This window comes from Roseobacter sp. (assembly GCF_039970775.1).
In the GTDB taxonomy this organism is placed as follows: domain Bacteria; phylum Pseudomonadota; class Alphaproteobacteria; order Rhodobacterales; family Rhodobacteraceae; genus Roseobacter.
This window is the reverse complement of sequence record NZ_JBDVLG010000065.1, coordinates 99,667-121,699: the sequence shown is the minus strand read 5'-3', so window position 1 is coordinate 121,699 and position 22,033 is coordinate 99,667. Positions and strand designations below refer to the sequence as shown.

Here is a 22,033-nt window from a genome sequence, read left to right as displayed (position 1 = left end):
GGCGAGACCCCCTAATGCCCCCGATTTCCGACAAACACTTTGTGCTGGCCACCGATCTTGACGGGACATTCCTTGGCGGAACCCGCGCTGACCGCCGGGCCCTATACGACTGGGTCGAAACCCATCGCGCAACCGTCGGCCTTGTGTTTGTCAGCGGCCGCGACCCCGAATTTATCCACCAACTGTGCGGCAGCGGCGATGTCCCTTGGCCCGACTACGTGATCGGCGATGTCGGCACGACCATCGCCCAAGTGGCCCCCGACCGCACGATTGCGCCCATCGACACCTTAGAACAGCTCATCGCGACGCGCTGGGGCGATGCGGGCGGCGCGGTGCGGGCGGCGCTTGACGGGGCTGCGGGCCTGACGCTGCAGGCCACTGAATTTCGCTATCGTGTCAGCTATCACTATGACCCGGCCTCCTATGACCCCGCGATAACCGCCCAGATCGAAGCGATGGGGTTTGACGTGCTGATTTCGGACAACCGGTATCTGGATGTTTTGCCCAAAGGCGTCAGCAAAGGCCCGTCGTTGCTACGGTTTTTGGACCATACCGGCGTTGCGCAAGCGCAGGTGTTGGCCGCCGGTGACACGCTGAATGATCTGTCGATGTTGGTGGCAGGCACCCCTGCCGTGGCGGTTGGTGGGTCAGAGCAGCCCTTGCTGAACGCCCTGCCCGACACGCCGCAGATCTACCGGGCAACGGGCATTGGCACCGCCGGTATCTTTGAGGCCATTTCGCATTTCAACCTGCACCCAACCCCGGAAAGGGTCTAACACATGCCTTCCGATCTCGTGATCGTCTACCACCGTCAACCCTATGAAGAGGTGGAGAAAAATGGCAAAATCGAATTTCGCGAAAACAAAAGCCCCAACGGTATTGTCCCCACACTCAAAAGCTTTTTCGGAACAGCCGAACGCGCCGCCTGGATCGCATGGAAACTGGCCGATGATCCGACCGATCCGGGGTTCGATAAGGTTGTCGAAATCAACGACGCCCATGGTGCATATTCGGTGTCACGCTTGCCCTTGACCAAAGAGCAGGTCAGCAGTTTCTACCACGTGTCGTCCAAAGAAGCCTTTTGGCCAATCTTACACAGTTTTAAAGAGAAATTTAACTACGATCCCGTCGATTGGCCCACCTTCCGAGAGGTCAATTGGGCCTTTGCCGAAGCCGCCGCGCGCGAGGCCGCTCATGGCGCGCGCGTTTGGATACACGACTACAACCTGTGGCTGGTGCCGGGGTATTTGCGGCAGTTGCGGTCCGACGTGACGATTTCGTTTTTTCACCACACGCCCTTTCCGGCTGCCGATATGTTCAACGTTTTGCCGTGGCGGCGCGAGATCGTGAAAAGCCTGCTGGATTGCGATATCGTCGGGTTTCACATTCCGCGGTATGCCGCTAATTTTGTCTCTGTGGCGCAAAGCTTGTTTGATCTGGATGTCGTCAAACGCGAGGCCGTCGATGCGGGGCTGGTCTCGGACGGCACCGCGCTGAGCGAACGCTCAACGCCGACGCTGTTGTCGTTTGAGGGCCGCGAGGTGGCGGTCAGCGCGGCCAGCGTTGGCGTTGCGGTCGACTATATCGAGGGGCGCTCGGCTGATCCACAGGTCGATGCCGACGCCCGTGATATTCGCGCCGCATTGAGCGACTGCCAGCTGATCCTGTCGGTGGGCCGCACCGATTACACCAAAGGCGGCGTCGACCAGATGGAGAGCTTTGAACGCGTCCTAACAGACAACCCCGACCTGCGCGGCAAGGTCAAACTGATGCATGTTTCCGTCAGCGCCGACCGCAATATGTCGGCCTATGCGCGCACGCAAACCGGCATCGAAGAGACCGCAGGCCGCATCAATGGCCGCTTTGGCACCTTGGCGTGGCAACCCATTGCATTGATCTCGCGGGCGATCCCGTTTGATGATCTGATCAAATATTACCGCGCCGCAGATGTGGCATGGATCACGCCGTTGGTGGATGGGATGAACCTTGTGTGCAAGGAATATCTATCGGCCCGCACAGATGGCGATGGCGTCTTGGTTTTGTCCGAATTCGCAGGGGCTGCGGTTGAGCTGAATTCGGCGGTGATCACAAACCCGTTTTCTCACCGGTCGATGGATCAGGCGATTGTTCAGGCCCTCGAAATGCCCGAAAAGGAACGCCGCGACCGCATGACAGAGTTGCGCCGCGTGGTGCGGAAATATTCCGTGCACGCCTGGGCCGATGAACAACAGTACCAATTTAATGAGGCGATTGCCCGCAAGACGGCCATGCCCACCGAAGGCACCGCCGCACCCCAGACCGAACCCAGCCTGTGACCGTTGCGGTCTGCTGCTGCCCACGGGTGGGTGCATCACCAACAGCAGGCGCCGTTAAGTGAACAAAGGCCGTTCCCGCCATCACCCGGCTATCGGTGGATGTGGCAACGAAGGTAACGCTGTCGGTGCTGTTGCAATCGGGGTCTGGTACATAGTTGAATGGCCTTTCGTGGGGCACGGACGCAGGGCTATGTGATGGGGCCGTCGCGGCAGATATAACAGCTTTTTTCCCGTGGGTTACGGTCGCTTTTTCAACTGAAATACCAGCATCTTCCGGGGCGCTCGCTCGGATCACAGGCGGCGGTGGTTCTGCTGGATCTGCGTGCGTTATATGATTGACGGGGCCGACCATATCGCCCAGCAATTGACGAACCTCGCCCGTCGCACCAGACGCCACCCATGTCGTGCCCGGCTGCGTAATGGCGGCCAGTGCGGTACCGGTCAGATGATGGACTTCTGCGCGCCCCGCACCCTCTTGGGCATCAGGCGTTAATGACATTTCGGTCCTGTCGATACCATCGTGACTGGCCACCTGCGCCACCGCCGCCGTACCCGCAATGATCACCTTTGACGCGGGTGTGTTGACCTGTATCTCGCCCGTTTTGGCGACCTGACCGGCAGTCAGAACCACACTGCCTTGGATCAGGCTAAACACGCCGGTATTGGTCTGCGATGGCGGGTGATAGCGCAGCTGATCGACGATCAGCCGTGATGCGCCAGACAGGGTCAAGACCGTACCATCAACGCAGCCAAGCGACACGCCCCTGGTTTGTGTCGTGATCAAATCAGCCGGGTAAATGGGGCACCCGGCCTCCAACAACAGCACCGTGCCATCAACGCGTTGCACAACCGCACCGCTTTGAGCGCGTGTAACGCGACCAATGGCGGCCTCGGGTTTGCCTGTATGTCGGCGTGGCCCAGAGGCCGTAGGCCCTGCCAACCGATCAACCAGATCACCGCGCATGACGGCACCATGCGGCGCGCGCAGATCCGCGTTTTGAGGCGCGTTAAAATACGCAGGCACCCGAAATTTCGCGGTGCCATTGTCCACGATATAAAGGTCGGGACCCACCCGGAAGAAACCACCGTTGAACAGCAGCCCGCTGTCAGGCACCACAATAGCGCCAAAGGCATCCGCCCACAGTGTTATGACCTCATCGGGGTCGTCGTTGTGTACCTCATGATTGAGCGGCACTCCCGGTGTCCTTCAAAATTGAATTTAAATAAAAGTATCTGAAAATCTCGGTGCGGTGTGGTGTCAGGTCCCTTTTTTAAATCCTGATACCACCCTGACATCTTACCAAAGCAGTTGAAAATGCTTGGTGAGCCGTGAGGGTGCAGCGTTAACTTACCCGGTTTCAACCCGCAAGGTATGGCGATTCGCCCGAACGATCATGACCCGCGCAGGGCAGCGACCGCGGACGTTGCAGGCCGGTTTACCTATGCACCCAAACCCAGATCATCCCCAGATACGTCAGATGATGCAGTGCCTGGTCAAACCCCGACAGGCGCCAAAACCCCGCATCCACAGGCGTCAAGGACCGCGCAATCGTGTAGCGCCCCTTGAGCCAGTCAATATGGAAATGCACCGCCCATTCTGCCAGCACCAACGGCACCGTCAGCCTTGGGGGCACGCCTATCAGGCTAAAGGCGGCAAAGGACCCCGCGGCATGCACCCCGGCATGCACAAACGTCCCCGCGTGCAAATAGCGCGCCCCGCGTCCCTCAAGCATAAATCTTGTCTGAAAAAAGTAGTCGGCCAGCATGTGTTTGAATTGCAAAAAACACAGCAGAATTAAAATAGCGCCGTCGCTCACACCCAAAATAACGTCCTTTCATCCCCAACGCCGGTCTTTCGAATAGCGCCAAGGATCATATGTAAAATACTGCATTTGGCCAAAACCACGCCCGCGAAATGCCGGGGTGGCACGGTATCTGCCCCAGACTTCGGGGCGGCCAAACTGCGTTTAAATGCGTTGATCAATCTCGGTACAAAAGTGACTTTTCGTTTGAAAACAAGTGAACTTTGGCCGGATCTGCCGTCAACTTCAAGGTCTGCCCTCGCAAATTTGTATGAATTCCGGGTAGTTTGGCGATCACCGTGGGGGACGCGCCCTGCCCTGCGAAATAAAGTTGCGTCACCTCGCCCAAGGCTTCGACGATCGTGACCGTGTCCTTGAACGCGTAGTTCTCACCGTCGGTGGTGATCATGTCTTCGGGGCGGATACCGACATTGACCTTACTGCCCAAATCTTGCGGTTGGGTGGGCACGTTCGATTGCAATATGCCGCTACCATTGGTGCAAAAAACCGTCGTGACGGGCCCGGTTTCGACGACTTCCCCCGCCAATAGGTTCATCGCAGGCGAACCGATAAATTGCGCCACGAATTCGTTTTCGGGCCGCTCATATAGGTCCAACGGCGTGCCCACCTGCGCGATTCCCTTGTTGGCCAGCACTACGATCCGGCTGGCCAATGTCATGGCCTCAACCTGATCATGGGTGACATATATCATCGTCGAATTGGGCATGCTTTCTTTGAGCTGCGCGATCTCAATGCGGGTGGCCACGCGCAAGGATGCGTCTAAATTCGACAGCGGTTCGTCAAACAGATAGACCTTTGGGTCGCGCACAATTGCCCGCCCGATCGCCACACGTTGCCGTTGCCCACCCGACAGCGCCTTGGGCAGGCGGTCCAGATAGTCATCCAGCTGTAGCACCTGCGCGGCGCGTGTCACGGCGGCGTCAATCTCGGCTGCGGGCTTTTTGGTCAATTTTAGCGCGAACGCCATGTTGTCGCGCACCGTCATATGCGGATAGAGCGCATAAGATTGGAACACCATCGCGATGCCACGCTGTGCCGGCGGCACGTCGTTCATAGGCGCGCCATCAATCAACAATTCCCCTGCGGAGATCTTTTCCAACCCCGCGATCATGCGCAGCAGGGTTGATTTTCCGCACCCCGACGGGCCCACAAACACGATCAGCTCGCCGGTTTCGATATCCAGGTCGATACCCTTGAGAACCTCAACCGCCCCGCCATAGGATTTCCCCACATCCGTCAGCTTTAGATTGGCCATGCCCTTGTCCCTCCCAAGACGTCGGTTAGTCCTGTTTCATCGCGATGCAGACCTGCCAAGGCCCCAGATGCAGCTTGAAATCAGGTGACGGGGTCGCACCGCCCAGTTCATGCCCGATGGTCACCCAGTCACCCGGTGGCATGCCGTGCAACGACGGCGTATCCGACAGATTAAAGGCGCAAAACAACGTCTCGTCCCCAAAGGTGCGGGTGAATTGCAAGATATCCCCGTAGGCAAAAACACCACCATGATCGCCTTTGGTCAGCGCCGGGTGTGCCTTGCGAAACGCGATCGCGTGGCGGTAGTGGTGCAAGATCGCGCCGGGCTCGTCCTCTTGCACGGCCACCGACCGGTTGAGATGGTCATGGCTGACCGGCAGCCACGGAAACCCATCCGTAAACCCGCCGTTTTGGTCTGTGGCCTCCCACACCATTGGGGTGCGGCATCCGTCGCGGCCCTTGAATTCGGGCCAGAACTGCTTGCCGTAAGGGTCTTGCAGGTCTTCGAATGCGACGTCTGCCTCGGGTAGGCCCAGCTCTTCGCCCTGATAGATGCAAACCGAGCCACGCAAACACATGATCAAAGTGGCAAACAAACGTTGCGCTTGGGGCGGCAGATCCCACCGCGAGGCATGCCGCACCACGTCGTGGTTGGAAAACGCCCAACACGGCCAGCCATCGCGCGCCACCCGCCCCAATTCGTCAAACACCTGCGCCACGCGCGTCGCGTCCAGTTTAGTTTTGGCCAGAAACTCAAAGGCGTAGCACATATGCGCCATATCAGAGCCGCTGGTATATTCGCCCAGCAATTCCAACCCACGCTGGGCATCGCCCACCTCGCCCACACAGGTGGCCGCGGGGTATTCATCCAACAGCGCGCGGAACCTTTTCAAAAACCCCAGGTTTTCGGGTTGGTTCTTAGAATACAGGTGTTCTTGGTGGTTATAGGGGTTCACAGAAGGCGCAATATTGGCGTTACGCCGTTCCGGTGGCAGCGCAGGATTGTCGCGTAACTGTTTGTCAGCATAGTAAAAATTGATCGTATCCAGCCTAAACCCATCAACCCCACGATCTAGCCAGAACCGGGTGGTGGACAAGATCGCGTTTTGCACATCATCATTGTGGAAATTCAGGTCGGGTTGTTCGACCAAAAAGTTGTGCAGGTAGTATTGTTCGCGCCCCGGATGCCACTGCCACGCCGACCCCCCAAAGATCGACAGCCAGTTGTTGGGTGGTGTGCCGTCGGGTTTTGGGTCGGACCAGACGTACCAGTCGGCCTTGCGGTTGGTGCGGTCTGACTGGCTGTCTTGGAACCACGGGTGTTGGTCAGAGGTGTGGCTTAGCACCAGATCGATCATCACCTTCAGGCCGTATTGATGGGCGGCCTCGACCACCACGTCGAAATCCGCCAAGGTGCCGAACATCGGGTCAACGTCGCAATAGTCACTGACGTCATAGCCGAAATCCTTCATCGGCGAGGTAAAGAACGGCGAAATCCAGATCGCATCGACCCCAAGTGATGCGATATACCCCATGCGTTGCGAGATCCCGATCAGATCGCCGATACCGTCGCTGTTGCTGTCTTGAAAACTGCGTGGGTAAATCTGGTAGATCACAGCGCCGCGCCACCAGTCTTTTTCGGCGTCGGTTGGGTGCAGATGGTGGTCCATCTTGGTCATACGCGTTTGGCTTTCTTATTTGACGGAGCCGGCCAGCAAGCCGCGCACCAGATATCGTTGCAATGTGAAAAAGACGATGAGCGGCACCGCGATAGAGATAAAGGCCGCAGAGGCCAAAATGCCCCAATCCCCCCCACGGGAGCCTAAAAGATCATCAGCGATCTTGACGGTCATTACCCAAGATTCTGCGTTTGAGGGCAAAAATACCTTGGCCACCAGCAGGTCGTTCCAGGTCCATAGGAATTGGAAAATGGCAAAAGACGCCAGTGCTGGAAAGCTCAGCGGCAGCACGATTTTGGTGAAGACCTGAAAATCGGTAGCCCCGTCGACCTTGGCAGATTCGATGATATCACGCGGCAGCCCGACCATATAATTGCGCAGCAGGTAGATCGCCAACGGCAGCCCAAACCCGGTGTGTGCCATCCAAATGCCAAGAAAGCTCTGACCAATGCCGATTTTGTTGTGGAACTGTAGCAACGGCACCAGTGCCAATTGCAACGGCACCACCAACAGCCCCACCACCATAGCGATCAGCAGCCCACGCCCGGCAAAATCCATCCACGCCAGCGCGTAGGCCGCAAAAGCCGCGATCAGGATAGGGATGATCGTCGCGGGGATTGTGACGGTCAACGTGTTGATAAACGCGACATCCATGCCGTTGGACACCAAGATCATGCGGTAGTTATCCAACGAAAAATCAGGTGGTGTGGCGGTGGAATAATAGACGCTTGGGTCACGTTTGATCTGCGCGGGCGATTGATAGACAAAATCGCCATTGGCCTGCACCGTCAACCGGCGGTCGCGGGTCAGCTCGGCGGTGTCGCCCGCAGCCGATACCGTGGGGTTGGACCGCGCACCGCCAAAGCGGATGACTGTGCCCGTGCCACCGGCAAAGATATTGCCTTCAATTACAGATAAATCACCCTCTTGCCGGACATCCGCAGCGGGAATTTTGGCCTGAAAATTCTGCTCCACGGCGAAGGGCGATAGCCACCACCCCGACGCAGAAATTTGGTCGCGGTCCCGGAAGGACGACACCAGCAACCCCACCGTCGGGATCAACCACAGCACCACCAGAAAGATCACCGATAAGTTCACGGCCCAGCCGAGCGCCGATTTTGTGCCCGCGATATTGGTCATGGCCGCATCTCTGCGCGGGCTTGGCGGATGTTCCAGATCATCACCGGCAGCACCACCATCATGATCACAAAGGCCACCGCTGTCGCGCGCCCATCGTCGCGAAACATGAACGACATCATATAGCTGGGCAGAACATCGGTGCCGAAATTGCCGCCCGTCATCGTGTAGACGATGTCAAACACCTTGAGCACAAGGATCGTGATCGTTGTCCAGACCACCACGATAGTACCCATGATCTGCGGAACTTTGATTTTGAAAAACACCTGAAGCGGGTTGGCGCCATCGATGATCGCGGCCTCTATGGTTTCTTCGGGGATACCGCGCAGCGCCGCCGACAGGATCACCATGGCAAAGCCCGTCTGGATCCAAACCAGAATGGCCATCAGGAAAAAGTTGTTCCAAAACCGAAGTTGCAGCACATCCAACGGGTCAGACGCGCCGAAAAAGTCGCGGACCGCGTTGATCAACCCAATGTCGGCGTTGTTGGCGTAAACGAATTTCCAGATCAGCGACGCCCCCACGAAAGAGATCGCCATTGGCATAAAGATCAGCGATTTCGCAATGTTCCCCCAACGCAACCTGTCTGTCAGTTGCGCCACTAGCAGGCCAAAGAACGTCGCCGCGGCGGGCACAATCAGCACCCATAGCATGTTGTTGAAAAACGCCACCTGAAACCCGTCATCGGCGAACATGGTCGTGTAATTGTCCAGCCCGATGAATGTGTCGCCCGACCGGTTGTGCAGTGACCGCCAGAACGACCCCACCACCGGATACACCAGATACAGCCCCAAGGCCGCCATAGCCGGGAACACAAACAACCACGGCCGCACCATATTGGCCCGGCTGATGTTGCGGCCAGGGTTGGCGGCGCGCGGCGGAAATATGACCTTATCAAGGATCAGGTTGGACAGGACGAAATACCCCACGCACCCGCCAACCCCGACACATACCGTCACGATCCCCTGAAGCAGCGGTGACATTACATTCCCTTCCAACCTGCGCGCACACAGAACGTGGCCCGGCGCAAACCGGGCCGATGTTCAACGGGTTACTGAATGCTGTCCCAGCGTTTTTGAATGGTCTGTGCGACCTCTTTTGCGCTCACACCGGTGGTGTAATCTACCATGCCTGTCCAAAACGCACCTGCGCCGATTTCACCGGGCATCAGGTCAGAGGCATCAAAGCGGAAGGTCGTCGCGTTCAGCAAAATATCGCCCTGCGCCTTGAGGCTTTCATCGGCGTAGACGTCAAGGTTCACCCCGGTGTGGGCGGTCAAAAAGCCCCCCTGCGCCATCCATAATTCATGCGCAATTGGCGTTTTCAGGAACTCCATAAACGCAAATGTCGCCTCGGACGGATTTGTGATGGCCAAAAACGTGCCTGCGCCCAAGACCGGCTTGCCCAAATCTTTGCTGGCGTAGGCGGGGAAATAAAAGAAATCCGCGTCATCGCCTATTGCGGTGCCTTCTGGGAAAAACGCCGGGATAAAAGACGCCTGCCGGTGCATGTAGCATTTGGGCGGGATCGCAAACAGGCCCGTCGGGCTATCGCGAAAATCGGTGTTGGCCACAGCCGATGTGCCGCCGTCAACATAGGTGTCGTTGCGGGCAAACGCGCCAAATTCCTCGATGGCGGCGATAACTTTTGGGTCGTCGAACTTCATCTCGTTGGTGACCCAAGCGTCATAATCTGCGGGTGTTTGGGTCCGCAGCATCATGTCTTCAACCCAATCGGTTGCAGGCCACCCGGTTGCCGCGCCAGACCCCAGCCCGATGCACCACGGCGTGCCACCATCGGCGGCGATGGTATCTGTTAATGTCTTGAGGTCTTCCATCGTTTCGGGGGTGTCATACCCGGCCTCGTCAAAGGCTTCGGGCGAATACCACACCAGTGATTTCACATCGACACGGTAGAATATGCCGTAAATCTGGTCTGTGCCGGACTGATCTGGGTATGTCGCCAGATCAACCCACGACTGCCCGGCTGCGAAATTATCGCGCACCCAGTCGGCGGTTCCGTCGGGCAATGGGGTCAGATATCCTTGGCTCGCCATGTCGGCGGCCAGCCCCGGTTGTGGAAACACCGCCAAGTTGGGCGCCGACCCGGACCGCGCCGAAATCACGATATCCTGCTCAAAGCTGTCAGAACCTGAATAGTTTACCTGCGCCCCTGTCGCACTGGTGAAATAGGAAAACGCCGCATCGACTTTTGCCTTTTCATCGCCCGTCCACGGGCCGGTGATCTCCACGGTTTGACCGGTCAAATCATAGGCGTCGGCAAAGGCTGCGTAGCTGTCCCAATGAAACGCACCTTCGCCTATGGCAAAAGGCTGCGGTTCATCGGCATGGGCCATGCCCGCGATCAGCGCCAGCGCACCAACACTTGCGTAAAATCCTATCGTCATGAAGTCCTCCCGTGGGGCGCCCAGTTTGGCACGTACTTTATTGATTACAAGGGGCTCAGAATCACTACGGCCCCTTCCTCCGATCATCAAAGCGTGGCGTATGACACTATTTGTGTCAACTCGCGCCGCGGGTTTCTACGCAACGTCCCGTCATGGCGATACGGCGCTTCACCCCCTTGTATTTTCTGATGCGGCGCGTGATTTTGGCGCCCGACACACACCTGACATAGGCCGTATTATTACCCGCATATGGTGCAACCACCCCAAAGGACCTCACATGGACTTTACCCGATCCGACTTCCCCGAAGGCTTTCAGTTTGCGGCAGCCACATCAAGCTACCAAATCGAAGGTCACAGCTTTGGTGGCGCGGGCAAAACCCATTGGGATACATTTGCCGCGACCCCCGGCAATGTGGTGCGCGCCGAGCACGGTGATATCGCCTGCGACCACTACCACCGTTGGGAAGAAGACCTTGATCTGATGCAGGCCATGGGGCTGGATGCGTATCGGTTTTCCACCAGCTGGGCGCGGGTGCTGCCCGACGGACGCGGCACGCCCAACCAAGAGGGGCTCGATTTTTATGACCGTCTGGTTGACGGCATGTTGGCGCGCGGCCTGAACCCGATGGTCACCCTATATCATTGGGAATTGCCCGTGGCGCTGGCCGATCTGGGGGGGTGGCGCAACCCTGATATCTCGCATTGGTTGGCCGATTATGCCACCGTCATCATGGAACGGATCGGGGACCGTGTGTTTAGCGCGGCCCCCATCAACGAGCCGTGGTGCGTTGCGTGGTTGTCGCATTTCATGGGCCATCACGCACCCGGTCTGCGCGACATTCGTGCCGCCGCACACGCCATGCATCACGTGCTGACGGGCCATGGGCGCGCCATTCAGGCGATGCGCGCGTTGGGGGTGAAAAACCTCGGCGCTGTGTGCAATTTTGAATACGCGCATCCAGCCGATGACACGCCCCAAGCCGCCGTCGCTGCACAATTATATGACGGGCACTACAACCGGTTTTTCCTAGGCGGGCTGTTCCATGGTGCCTACCCCCAAGACGTTATGCAGGGGCTCGCGCCTCATATGCCCAAAGGGTGGGAGAATGATTTTGCCCTGATCGGCCAGCCTTTGGATTGGTGCGGTTTGAACTATTACACCTGCAAACGTATCGCGCCCACCGATGGTGCTTGGCCCGCGCACACAGAGGTCGCAGGCCCCCTGCCCAAGACGCAAATGGGGTGGGAGATCTACCCCGACGGCCTGCACCATTTCCTAGGTTGGGTGCATGAAAACTACACCAAAGGCCTGCCCCTGTACGTGACCGAAAACGGCATGGCGCACCCCGATCAGATCGGCGTCCCCGATCAGGCGCGTATTGATTACCTAAACGCCCATGTCGGTGCCGCGCGACGGGCCATCAAAGATGGTGTGCCAGTGGCGGGCTATACGTTTTGGTCGCTGCTCGACAATTATGAATGGGCGCTGGGGTATGAAAAACGCTTTGGGTTGATCCACGTGGATTTTGACACGTTGGACCGCACGCCAAAGGCCTCGTATCATGCGCTGGCCAAGGCGCTGGCGCGGTAGCCGTCAGGGTGTGAAATCTGCCGGCACGCCAAAGGGCGGCGTCGCGACGCCCTGCCCCGTAAGGCTGTGCAAAAAGGCGACGATCTGCGCGATCTGATCATCGGTCATATCAGGGCCATCGCCGGGCACCACGCGCGCCTGTCGCGCCATTTCGCGCGGGTCAGATTGAATGATGAAATCAACCGGTTCCAGCCACTGAACCTTGGGCAAATTGGCATCCGCCCGGCGCCACGCGCCCCGCGAGGCGAGCGGTGTCAGATGGTGCCGCACGATGCCATCCAGCGTGGGAAACGCGCCGTTGTGCCCGTAGGGGGCCGTCAGCGCGACATTGCGCAACATCGGCGTGCGAAAGGCATAGGCATCCGCCAACCGGTTGCTGTCGCCCATCCGGCCCACATCACGCGCGTAGGGGTCAAACATGCGCGTGCGCCCCGGCCCAAACGCGGGCACCCCCAGCGCGTGGAATGTCTGATCCGACATCAACGGGCCGGAATGGCAGGCGCTGCACCCGGCGCTGCCATAAAACAACACCATGCCTGCGTGTTGTGATGCGGTCAGCGCCTGTTTGTTGCCTGCCAGATACGCGTCAAAGGGGCTGTCGATGCTGCGCCATTCGACCGCCATAAACGCCGCCAGCGCATTGGCGATATCCACGATAGTGACTTGATCAGGCGTGGCGATATGGTCAAAGGCTGCGACAAACTGCGGGCCGTATGTTGGGTCCAAGCGCACCCGTTTGGCGATGATCGGCCAGGCGTTGTCGATGCGGTCATGCACCGCGCCGATCACCTCGTTTTCGCCGGGGTTTCCCGCCATTTCAAACTGCGCCACCAGCGGGAACAACGCCTGCGCCGCCAGCAGCGAATTTAACCCCTGCGGCAGCCATTCTTCGGCGGGGGAATTGAACCCGTTGCCAAACAGATCAGACCGGCTGAGCCGCCCATCATGGAACATCACATGCACATCGCGGGCGCCAAGGTTCCACAGCCCCGGCGCATTCCGCGGGATGCGTTTGGCGATGCGTGAAACCCCCACCCCCGGCGTGCGGTTGGGGCCCAGCCCCTGCCCGCCTTCGCCAATGCCCAACGACAGCCCATCGCCGGTGCCAAAATCAGGGTGGTGGCAATGCGCACAAGATATATTCTGGTTGCCCGACAGGATTTGATCGTAGAACAAGGACTGGCCCAATGCGGCCTGATCCCAATCGAAGGTCAGGAAATCATCGGCGGTCAAGGCGCGCGGCAAATCACCCGCGCTGGCCACCGCCGCCCAACACGAAAGAACGACCCCATGCGCGTAATATGCCTTGTTGCGGCCCTGCTGGCAGCGCCGGCCTTTGCCGAAATTGAACAGGCACGCGACCTGATGGAAGACGGCCAGTTTGAGGCCGCCTATGACGCCCTGTGGCCTGCGGCGCGGTCTGGAAATGCCGATGCAGAAGAGCTGATCGGGGTGATGTATGCCATGGGTCTGGGTGTGCCGCGCGATGATATCCGCGCCTTTGATTGGTACCTGCGGTCGGCGATGAAGGGGCATCCGGGCGCGCAATCGGGTGTGGGGTGGTACTATGAGGTCGGGCGCGGCATGCCTGCCCCCGATCTGGTGCGTGCCTATATGTGGTATACGCTGTCGGCCATCGGCGGTGACCCCGACGCCGCGATCAGCCTCGAAGAGGTGGTCAAAAAAATGACGGGGGATGAGATCGAAAAGGCGCATGTTTTGGTCGCGGACTACAAGGTTTGGATGTACCCGTTTCGGTAGCGTTTCATTGTTGATCATGGCTGTCAAATTCCACGGTTTCATCTTAAATATCGTTGCATTCAAAGCCTAATGTTGTTCAAGATCGCCTTGTAAGCAAAGAGGTAATTTTACATGCGCTATATTGGTTTTCTAACGGTGGCTCTCGCCTTGTCTGGATGTGCAGATGTCATGACATCCCCTGCAAGACTTGCAGATCAGGCAGACGAAATCTCGAAGGTAACACCAACCGATCAGATCGTTCTAACATCGGCCGACACCATAAATGATGGCAATTTTACACAGATCGCCGCGATCGAAAAATCCATTGGCAAAGCCACCATTTTCGGCAAAACACCGACAGTCGCAGATGGTGAATTAAAACTACGGATCGAAGGCGCAGAACTGGGTGCCGATGCGGTCATTAACAAACGTATCTCTAACGTTGGGGTTTGCGCGCTGAGTTGGGGATGTAGAACAGTCTCTGGAACCGCGGTGAAATATTCCAACTAACACAACAAGGGCAGAGCGGCTGCAACGCCACCCGCTCTGCCCTGTGCTCTTAATTCAGATCTGCGGCGCGGGCGGCGTTGATCTCGGCTTCGGCCTCGGTGACAGCGGTGGACAGCGCGTCAAAGATTTCCTCGCCGCGCCCGACATTGGCCTTAAACCAGTCGAACACCGGTGCCGCGCCGTCTTTGAACGCCGCTTTCTGGTCGGGCGTGGGCACGTAAAGATCGCCGCCTTCAGCCACAAACTGTTCATAGGCCGCGATAGATTTACGTTTGGGCGAGGCGAATGTCGCTTGTTGCAGCGCATAGAACCCATCCACCACCACGCGGCGCATATTTTCGGGCATGCCTGTGAATTGTTCGTTGTTCATCCACCACAGCGCGCCCATGTAAGCGTGACCGTCCAGCGTGACGTATTTCAGACCCGCATCGGGGAATTTCATGCCCATAATGTCGGTGATACCGTTCTTGGACCCTTCAACAACGCCGGTCTGGAAGGACGTGAACAGTTCCGGCCACGGGATCGGCGTTGGCGCGGCCCCCAGCGATTTCACCAGCTCTTGTGGCAGGTCGGCGACCACGGTGCGGATCTTGAGGCCTTCCATGTCGGAGGGCTCAGTCACGCGGCGTTTTGTGTTGGCAAAGTTGCGCCAGCCACCAGTGTTGCCGATGGTCATCAACCGGATGCTGTCGCCTGAATCTTCCAACGCCATGTCACGCATTTTGCGGGTGAAATCGCCCGACAGAACCGTTTCTGCAATGCGGTCGTCGGCCATTAGGTACGGTAGGTCAAGCACCTGAACGTAAGGGAAAATACCAGACGCGCCCCCAGACGTAGACACGTAGATGTCGATCGTGCCGTCGGCCACACCTTGCAGGCATTCCGCCCCGTTGCCACACAGCTGCGTGCCGATAAACAGCTCGACTGCGATGGCGCCATTCGAGGCCGCCTCGACGTAGTTTTTGAACACGACCAGACCGTCGTAGTCTTCGTCGTTTTCGTTGGAATTGGCCGTGGCCCGCAGGGTGTAGTCCTGCGCCATAGCTGCCATTGCGCTGCCCGCCAGCACGGCTGCGACGGTCAGGGTTTTCAGGGTCGTTTTGATCATCAAGTGTCCTCCCATTTGATGTGTGGTGTTAGTTCGCGAACCCCGTCAAACGCGGGATCGTCATAGAAATCGCCGGGATGTAGGTGATCAGGAAAATCACAACCACCTCGACGGCAAGAAACGGTAAAATCGCCTTGGAAATCGCCTCGACGCGTTCGCCCGATACCGACGAGGCCACAAACAGCACCAACCCCATAGGCGGCGTTGCCAGACCCACCGTCAGGTTGACGCTCATGATGATGGCAAAGTGGATGGGATCAACGCCGAGTTCGACGAAAATAGGCCCCAAGATCGGCCCCAAGATAATAATCGCAGGCCCCGCATCCAGAAACATCCCCACGATGAACAGCAGCAGGTTGATCAGCAGCAGTAACACCAGCGGGTTGGATGTCAGCGACAGCACAAAATCCGCCATGGCTTCGGGCGCGTGGCTCAGGCTGACCACGGTTTTGAACGCCATCGCAGCCCCCACCAGCAACAACACCACCGCAGACGTCAGCCCCGCGCGGCCCATGACATCGGGCAAATCGCGAAGACGCAGGGTGCGCATCACGAACAGCCCAATGAACAGCGCATAGGCCACGGCCACGGCTGCTGCTTCGGTCGGGGTGAAGACGCCCGCGAGGATGCCGCCCAAGATGATCACCGGGGTCAACAGCGGGAAAAACGCCTTGAGGCTGGCCTGCCCGCGTTCGCCCCAGGTGTGTTTTTTCGTGGCGACGGGGAAATCGTATTTGTCGGCTTGCAGCTTGACCATAAACATCAGGCCCAGCCCCACCATCACGCCGGGCACGATGCCCGCCAAAAACAACGCCGCGACGCTTTCGCCCATGACGTAGGCATAGATGATCATGATGCCCGAAGGTGGGATGATCGGCCCGATAACCGAGCTGGCAGCCGTAATGGCGGCGGCAAATTTACGGCTGTAGCCTTGTTTTTCCATCGCGGGGATCAACATCGACCCCAACGCAGATGTATCCGCCACCGCAGACCCCGATAGCCCCGCAAAGAGCATCGAGCTGAGGATATTCACATGCGCCAACCCACCGCGAAAATGACCCATCATCGCTTGCGAAAATTCGACCAGACGCATGGTGATACCGCCGCGGTTCATCAATTCACCCGCAAGCATGAAAAACGGGATCGCCATCAGGGGAAAGCTATCCATCCCATTGTAAACGTTCCGGTAAAGCAACGTGATGTCTTTTTCCTGCCCATTGAAAAACAGCAAAAGACCGGGGGCGGCCAGCAGGCCAAAGATCACCGGCAGGCCGATCATCAAGAACACCAAGAACAGCGGGAGGAACCAAACCAACATTATTCAGCCCCCACTTGATCTTCGAGCGCGATGGCTGGCAGGCGATCTTGGCCGCCCATCAGCCCCACAATCGCGCGCAAAATCAGTTCGACATTCACGGAAATCAACATAGCGACCCCCACCAACAACGATGCCATCATCCAACTGCGTGGCACTCGGTACCAGGTTTCAAAGCTAAGATCGGTGGGCAGATACAACGACGCGGTGGCAAAGCGCCCCGCGAACCCGGTGACCTCGGACCATCCAATGCGCAGGGCGACGATCAGCACCAGCAGGCTCATGCACAGCAATATCAATGACACCACCGCGCCCACCGCTTTGGGCAGCAGCCGCACCACCGTGTCGATGGATACAAACCCGCCGCGCCGAAACGCCGTCGGCGCCATCAGCCCCGTCATCCACAGCATGCAAAATCGTGCGGCTTCGTCGGGCCAGGGCAACGCGTTGTTCAGCGCATAGCGGTAAAACACCTGCACCAGAATAGCCGACACCATCAACGCCACCGCCACAATGCCGATGGCACGCCCAATGGTCAGCGCAGCCTCATTGACCAGCCGAAGCGGTGTCATCACCGCCAGCAATGCCCTCATGCCGGAGCCTCCTCCCTTGTGCCCGGGTTTACCGGGTCACCTCATGCAGGTTTTCCCCGCATGCTTCATTGGTTCGCGTTTTACGCGCGGTTGTCAATTTGTCTAAAGCGACCTTGACAGAAAATCAGTGCCTCCCCCTCCCGGAAGGCGGCTGATCCGACATGACCCAGAACAATCGAATGATCGCCCGCGTCGTGAATAGCGTGTGTTGTGCATTCGAACCGCGCCAAACAATCGCCCAACAAGGGCACGCCTTGCGCGTTTTGCGTCACATCCAGCCCATCAAAGGCCTGCGCTAATTTGGCAAACCCAACGGCGATGTCTTCGTGTTCGGCGCCCATCACGTGGATGGCAAAATGTGGCGCGGCGACAAAATGCGCATAGCGGCTGGATGATTTCGCCGGGCACCACAACACCAACGGCGGGTCCATAGAGACGCTCGAAAAGGAATTCGCCGTCATGCCGATGGGCCCGGTGGGCGTTTGCGCGGTGATCACGGTGACGCCGGTCGCAAACCGACCCATCGCATCGCGAAACTGGCGTTGGGTGTCTGTGCCGGGGGTAAAGCTGTGCAACTGTGGCATCTGATGCGATCCATCTGCCATTATGGCACCTCTTGGCCGTTTGCGGCCTCATAGAGCTCAAACCAGATTTGCCGGTCCATGTCGACCTTGAAGGCATCGCTGAATGTGGCGATCCGGGCCAAGGTATTGGTGCCCATCACCGGCAATATCCCTGCCGGATGCGCCAATAGCCACGCAACTGCCACTGCCGCGCGGTCAACCCCCTGTGCCGATGCAATCGCGTCCATCTTGGTGGCCACAGCGCTGGTGTCGGTCATCAGGCTGCCGCCCCCCAATGGAGACCACGCCATGGGCGCGATGCGGTGCTGTTGCAGATGCGCCAGATCGCCGTTGATCAGGCCGTCGCGCGCGGCGAGGCTGATTTCGATCTGGTTGGTCACCAGCTTGTGGGTCATGCCCGATTGTAACAAATCCCAATCCCAAGGGCGGAAATTCGACACCCCCGCCGCCTTGATCTTGCCACTGTCGATCAACGCATCCAGTGCGCCGCCGGTTTCGGCCGCGTTCATCATCGGATCCGGGCGGTGGATCAACAGCACGTCGATCTGTTCGATGCCCATATGGGTCAACGATGCCTCGACACTGGCCTGCAGATGCGCCGCCGAGGTGTCATAGTGTTTCACCCGGCGGTCCGCATATTTGCCGATGGGTGCCACGATATCGCATTTGGTCACAATCTCGAGCTGGTCGCGCAGACCGGGATTTTCCTTGAGCGCCGAACCCAGCACCTCTTCGGCGGCATACCCCCCGTAGATATCGGCCTGATCCATCGTTGTGATGCCCTGCGCAAGGCAGGCGTCGATCTTGGCGCGCACATGAGCGGGCGATGTATTGGCATCATCGGCCAGCCGCCACATGCCATACACGATGCGGCTAAAGTCAATAGTATCGGAAAGGGCAACGCGGTCCATCAACGACGGTCTCCTGCGGCAAGGGGTGTGAGGGGGGGCGTTGCGGGCACACGGCCGTAGGCCTGCGGCAACGAGCATGTATTCAGATGAGGCATAACCAAGCGTCCAAAATATTCAGCCTCATCAATATGCGGATACCCCGAAAAGATAAACGCCCGGATGCCCATTTTCTGATAGGCTTCAATTTCCGATAGCACCTGATCAGCAGACCCGACCAAGGCCGCACCACACCCAGACCGCGCCCGGCCAACGCCCGTCCACAGATGTGGTTCGACATATCCGAATTCATCGGCGATATCGCGGTTCTTGGCCTGATGCGACACCCCCAAAGACGTGGCATCCAACGCCCGTTCCCGGATCTTGCGGCCATGGTCATCGTCCAGCTTGGACACGATATAATCGGCGTATTCTTTGGCCTCGGCTTCGGTGTCGCGCACAATCATATGCACCCGCAGGCCATAATCCAGGGTGCGACCCTTTTCGGCGGCCAATGTGTTCACGGCCTGCATGCGCGCGGCCAATTGATCCTTGGGTTCGGGCCACATCAGATACACATCGCAATGCTCGGCGCACAAATCCAGCGCGGCGGGTGAATAGCCACCGAAATACAGCAGCGGCCCGCCTGTTTGATAGGGCCGCACCGGGTCCGTCGTCAGCCCGCTGAAATTGTAGACCTCACCTGCGTAGTTGATCTCATCTTGGGTCCACGCCTGTTTCAAGATCTCAACCACCTCGCGCGAGCGTTGATAGCGGTAGGTGCTGTCGGCCTTTTCGCCCGGAAAATCCGAACTGATGATATTGACCGTCAACCGCCCTTCGAGCATGTGATCCAGCGTGGCAATCGTGCGTGCCAACATGATGGGCTGCATCTCGCCGCAGCGCACCGCGGCCAGCAGGTTGATCTTGTCGGTGATTGGCGCGCAGCCGGCCACAAAGCTCAGCGTGTCTTGGCCCACCTGATAGGATGACGGGCACAGAATGTTGCGAAACCCCTGCGCTTCGGCGGTTTTCACGATATTTGAACAATGCGCCCAGCTCGAGCGCAACCCTCCATCTGGTACCCCCAAAAACTGATAGTCATCCGAGCACAGCGCGGAAAACCAAGAGACTTCGGCCGCATTCAGATCGGCAGAGGTGACGGGCACAACGGTCATGGGCGTCCTTTTGGGATCAGGGGCATTTGACCCTTGAATAGCACTGGGAAAAATGTAGATCAATAGTATATCAATTTGAGATATTTATAATGCCCTATTCCCGCCGCGCAGATTTGCCCAAATACATTCAACTCAGCGAGCTTTTGATCCGCGATATAGATACAGGGCGGTTGCTCGACGGCGAACGCCTGCCCCCCGAACGTCAGATGGCCGCGACCTTGGGCACATCCATCGGTACGCTGCGCAAGGCGTTGGCCAATCTGGAACAAAAAGGGTTGCTGGAACGGGTGCAAGGGTCGGGCAATTACGTGCGCAAACCGGGCAAAGCTGCGGGGCTTTATGCCATGTTCCGGCTGGAACTGCCCGAAGGGGGCGGCCTGCCAACGGCCGATGTGATCACCATTGGTCTATGCGCCAAACCCGATGATCTGCCCGCCTTTGGGGCCAGCGTGCGCGCCACGCGCATACGTCGATTGCGGTACCTCAATGATATAGCAATTGCGGTCGAAGAGATCTGGTTGGATGCCAGCGCGGGCACGTTGGGTGCCGATATGCTGGGCGATTCCCTGTATCAGACCTATCTGGAGGTCTTGGGATTCTGGATCACCCGCGCCGAAGACCGCGTGGGCATCAGCGCCCTGCCCGACTGGACGCCTGCACCGTTTGGCAAACCCGGCACGCCCTGCGGTTATATCGAACGCTTCAGTTGGTCCGCCGGGCCGATCCCTATTGAATTTTCACGCACTTGGTTCGATACGACCAAATCCATCTACGTACAACGGTTAAAATAAGGACACCCCATGACAGAAACGACGCGCTACGGCATGATTGGGTGCGGTATGATGGGGCAAGAGCACCTGAAAAACATCGCTCTTTTGCCCAACACAGCCGTGACCACCATCTACGAACCGGATGCAGACATGCGCGCCGCCGCGGCCCAGATCGTGGGCGATGTCACTTTTGCCGATAGCATTGATGCGTTGCTGGATGACCCGCAGATCGACTGTCTGGTGGTGACCAGCCCCAATCATTGCCACGCCGCACAGCTGCGCCAGATCGCGGCCAAACGCCCGTTGCCCGTGTTGATGGAAAAGCCGCTGTTGACCGACCCCGCCGATATTCCGGCGTTGCAAGCTGTCGCGGCCACCTCCCCCGCGCCGATCTGGGTGGCCATGGAATACCGTTATATGCCGCCCATTGCGGCGTTGCTGAACGACGCGCAAGCCGTGACCGGCGGGATCAAGATGTTGACCATCCGCGAACACCGGTTTCCGTTTTTGACCAAGGTCGGGGATTGGAACCGCTTTAACCACCAGACTGGCGGCACGTTTGTCGAAAAATGCTGTCACTTCTTTGACCTGATGCGGGTGATGATTGGCACTCGCCCGCTGCGTGTGATGGCGAGTGCGGCGCAGTCGGTGAACCATCTGGATGAAATCTACGACGGTAAAACGCCAGATATCCTCGACAATGGGTATGTCATCGTCGATTTCGAAGGCGGCGCGCGCGCGATGCTGGAACTGTGCATGTTCGCCGAGGGTGCGCGGTATCAAGAAACCATCGCGGCCATGGGGGCGGCTGGCAAGATCGAGGCGTTTGTGCCCGGCCCCACGCGGTTTTGGCCCGGCGATCTGGGCGATGCGCCCACGCCGATGTTGGAAATCAGCCCCCGCAGTCCCAAACGCCCCGAAACGCGCCTGATCCCGGTGGACCCGGATCTGCTGGCGGCAGGTGACCACAATGGGTCGACCTTTTATCAACATCAGCGGTTTCTAGAGGTCGTGCGTGGGCAACGCGCCCTGCCCGACGTCAGTTTTGAGGACGGTCTGTGGGCCGTTCAAATGGGCATGGCCGCGCAAAAATCCGCCGCGACGGGTCAGGCTGTTATGTTGTGAAACCAGAGCCGTGGCGT

The 22,033-nt window shown here is 58.4% G+C and carries 21 protein-coding genes; 7 read left to right on the top strand and 14 right to left on the bottom strand.

Annotated elements, in window-relative coordinates:
- The first annotated feature begins 14 nt into the window (after positions 1 to 14).
- Positions 15 to 776: an HAD-IIB family hydrolase gene (locus ABJH13_RS18220; protein WP_348407651.1), complete on the top strand. Its 762-nt coding sequence runs from the start codon at positions 15 to 17 to the stop codon at positions 774 to 776.
- 3 nt (positions 777 to 779) lie between these two features.
- The gene (ggpS, locus tag ABJH13_RS18215) at positions 780 to 2,315 is read left to right on the top strand and encodes a glucosylglycerol-phosphate synthase (RefSeq protein ID WP_348407644.1); all 1,536 of its coding nucleotides are present in this window, start codon (positions 780 to 782) and stop codon (positions 2,313 to 2,315) included.
- Here the strand turns inward: ggpS and ABJH13_RS18210 are convergent.
- The 7 genes from ABJH13_RS18210 to ABJH13_RS18180 form a co-directional block, all read right to left on the bottom strand.
- The gene (locus ABJH13_RS18210) at positions 2,239 to 3,510 is read right to left on the bottom strand and encodes a FecR domain-containing protein (protein ID WP_348407643.1); all 1,272 of its coding nucleotides are present in this window, start codon (positions 3,508 to 3,510) and stop codon (positions 2,239 to 2,241) included. The two genes, ggpS and ABJH13_RS18210, sit on opposite strands and share 77 nt — an antisense overlap.
- 241 nt (positions 3,511 to 3,751) lie before the next feature.
- Positions 3,752 to 4,132, bottom strand: a complete 381-nt coding sequence (locus ABJH13_RS18205) for a DUF3307 domain-containing protein (protein ID WP_348407650.1) — start codon at positions 4,130 to 4,132, stop codon at positions 3,752 to 3,754.
- A gap of 163 nt (positions 4,133 to 4,295) precedes the next feature.
- On the bottom strand, positions 4,296 to 5,393 hold the full coding sequence (gene ugpC, locus ABJH13_RS18200; protein ID WP_348407642.1) for a sn-glycerol-3-phosphate ABC transporter ATP-binding protein UgpC: 1,098 nt from the start codon (positions 5,391 to 5,393) through the stop codon (positions 4,296 to 4,298).
- A gap of 25 nt (positions 5,394 to 5,418) precedes the next feature.
- Complete coding sequence (locus ABJH13_RS18195) at positions 5,419 to 7,071, bottom strand: alpha-glucosidase (protein WP_348407641.1); 1,653 nt, start codon at positions 7,069 to 7,071, stop codon at positions 5,419 to 5,421.
- Positions 7,072 to 7,086: 15 nt separating this feature from the next.
- Entirely contained in the window at positions 7,087 to 8,211 is a 1,125-nt protein-coding gene (locus ABJH13_RS18190) for a carbohydrate ABC transporter permease (protein WP_348407640.1), read from the bottom strand.
- The gene (locus ABJH13_RS18185; protein WP_348407639.1) at positions 8,208 to 9,191 is read right to left on the bottom strand and encodes a sugar ABC transporter permease; all 984 of its coding nucleotides are present in this window, start codon (positions 9,189 to 9,191) and stop codon (positions 8,208 to 8,210) included. The genes ABJH13_RS18190 and ABJH13_RS18185 overlap by 4 nt, the downstream gene beginning before the upstream one ends.
- Before the next feature lie 68 nt (positions 9,192 to 9,259).
- Positions 9,260 to 10,615, bottom strand: a complete 1,356-nt coding sequence (locus ABJH13_RS18180; RefSeq protein WP_348407638.1) for an ABC transporter substrate-binding protein — start codon at positions 10,613 to 10,615, stop codon at positions 9,260 to 9,262.
- A gap of 277 nt (positions 10,616 to 10,892) precedes the next feature.
- On the opposite strand from ABJH13_RS18180, the gene ABJH13_RS18175 reads away from it, so the two are divergent.
- Entirely contained in the window at positions 10,893 to 12,206 is a 1,314-nt protein-coding gene (locus ABJH13_RS18175) for a GH1 family beta-glucosidase (protein ID WP_348407637.1), read from the top strand.
- A 3-nt stretch (positions 12,207 to 12,209) separates the two neighbouring features.
- Here ABJH13_RS18175 and ABJH13_RS18170 read toward each other — a convergent pair whose 3' ends face one another.
- Positions 12,210 to 13,469 (bottom strand): cytochrome c peroxidase, encoded by a 1,260-nt coding sequence (locus ABJH13_RS18170; protein ID WP_348407636.1) that lies wholly within the window; start codon positions 13,467 to 13,469, stop codon positions 12,210 to 12,212.
- A gap of 27 nt (positions 13,470 to 13,496) precedes the next feature.
- Between ABJH13_RS18170 and ABJH13_RS18165 the strand changes: the two genes are divergently transcribed.
- Together ABJH13_RS18165 and ABJH13_RS18160 are read left to right on the top strand one after the other, a co-directional pair.
- On the top strand, positions 13,497 to 13,967 hold the full coding sequence (locus ABJH13_RS18165; RefSeq protein ID WP_348407635.1) for a tetratricopeptide repeat protein: 471 nt from the start codon (positions 13,497 to 13,499) through the stop codon (positions 13,965 to 13,967).
- A 111-nt stretch (positions 13,968 to 14,078) separates the two neighbouring features.
- Positions 14,079 to 14,456, top strand: coding sequence for a hypothetical protein (locus ABJH13_RS18160; protein ID WP_348407634.1), 378 nt, complete (start codon positions 14,079 to 14,081; stop codon positions 14,454 to 14,456).
- Between the two features lie 49 nt (positions 14,457 to 14,505).
- Here the strand turns inward: ABJH13_RS18160 and dctP are convergent, their stop codons facing one another.
- From dctP to ABJH13_RS18130, 6 genes are all read right to left on the bottom strand, one after another.
- The gene (gene dctP, locus ABJH13_RS18155) at positions 14,506 to 15,564 is read right to left on the bottom strand and encodes a TRAP transporter substrate-binding protein DctP (protein ID WP_348407633.1); all 1,059 of its coding nucleotides are present in this window, start codon (positions 15,562 to 15,564) and stop codon (positions 14,506 to 14,508) included.
- A 28-nt stretch (positions 15,565 to 15,592) separates the two neighbouring features.
- Positions 15,593 to 16,882 carry a TRAP transporter large permease gene (locus ABJH13_RS18150; RefSeq protein ID WP_348407632.1) on the bottom strand — a complete coding sequence of 430 codons (1,290 nt, stop codon included), beginning with the start codon at positions 16,880 to 16,882 and terminating at the stop codon, positions 15,593 to 15,595.
- Entirely contained in the window at positions 16,882 to 17,472 is a 591-nt protein-coding gene (locus ABJH13_RS18145; protein ID WP_348407631.1) for a TRAP transporter small permease, read from the bottom strand. Before ABJH13_RS18145 ends, ABJH13_RS18150 begins: the two co-directional genes overlap by 1 nt.
- 80 nt (positions 17,473 to 17,552) lie before the next feature.
- Positions 17,553 to 18,077, bottom strand: a complete 525-nt coding sequence (locus ABJH13_RS18140) for a flavin reductase family protein (RefSeq protein WP_348407630.1) — start codon at positions 18,075 to 18,077, stop codon at positions 17,553 to 17,555.
- Complete coding sequence (locus ABJH13_RS18135) at positions 18,077 to 18,967, bottom strand: aldo/keto reductase (RefSeq protein WP_348407629.1); 891 nt, start codon at positions 18,965 to 18,967, stop codon at positions 18,077 to 18,079. The genes ABJH13_RS18140 and ABJH13_RS18135 overlap by 1 nt, the downstream gene beginning before the upstream one ends.
- Positions 18,967 to 20,121, bottom strand: a complete 1,155-nt coding sequence (locus ABJH13_RS18130; RefSeq protein ID WP_348407628.1) for an LLM class flavin-dependent oxidoreductase — start codon at positions 20,119 to 20,121, stop codon at positions 18,967 to 18,969. The genes ABJH13_RS18135 and ABJH13_RS18130 overlap by 1 nt, the downstream gene beginning before the upstream one ends.
- Positions 20,122 to 20,210: 89 nt before the next feature.
- Here ABJH13_RS18130 and ABJH13_RS18125 point away from each other — a divergent pair, with 89 nt between their 5' ends.
- Positions 20,211 to 20,912: a GntR family transcriptional regulator gene (locus tag ABJH13_RS18125; protein ID WP_348407627.1), complete on the top strand. Its 702-nt coding sequence runs from the start codon at positions 20,211 to 20,213 to the stop codon at positions 20,910 to 20,912.
- A 9-nt stretch (positions 20,913 to 20,921) separates the two neighbouring features.
- Complete coding sequence (locus ABJH13_RS18120; protein WP_348407626.1) at positions 20,922 to 22,016, top strand: Gfo/Idh/MocA family oxidoreductase; 1,095 nt, start codon at positions 20,922 to 20,924, stop codon at positions 22,014 to 22,016.
- Positions 22,017 to 22,033 lie beyond the last annotated feature (17 nt).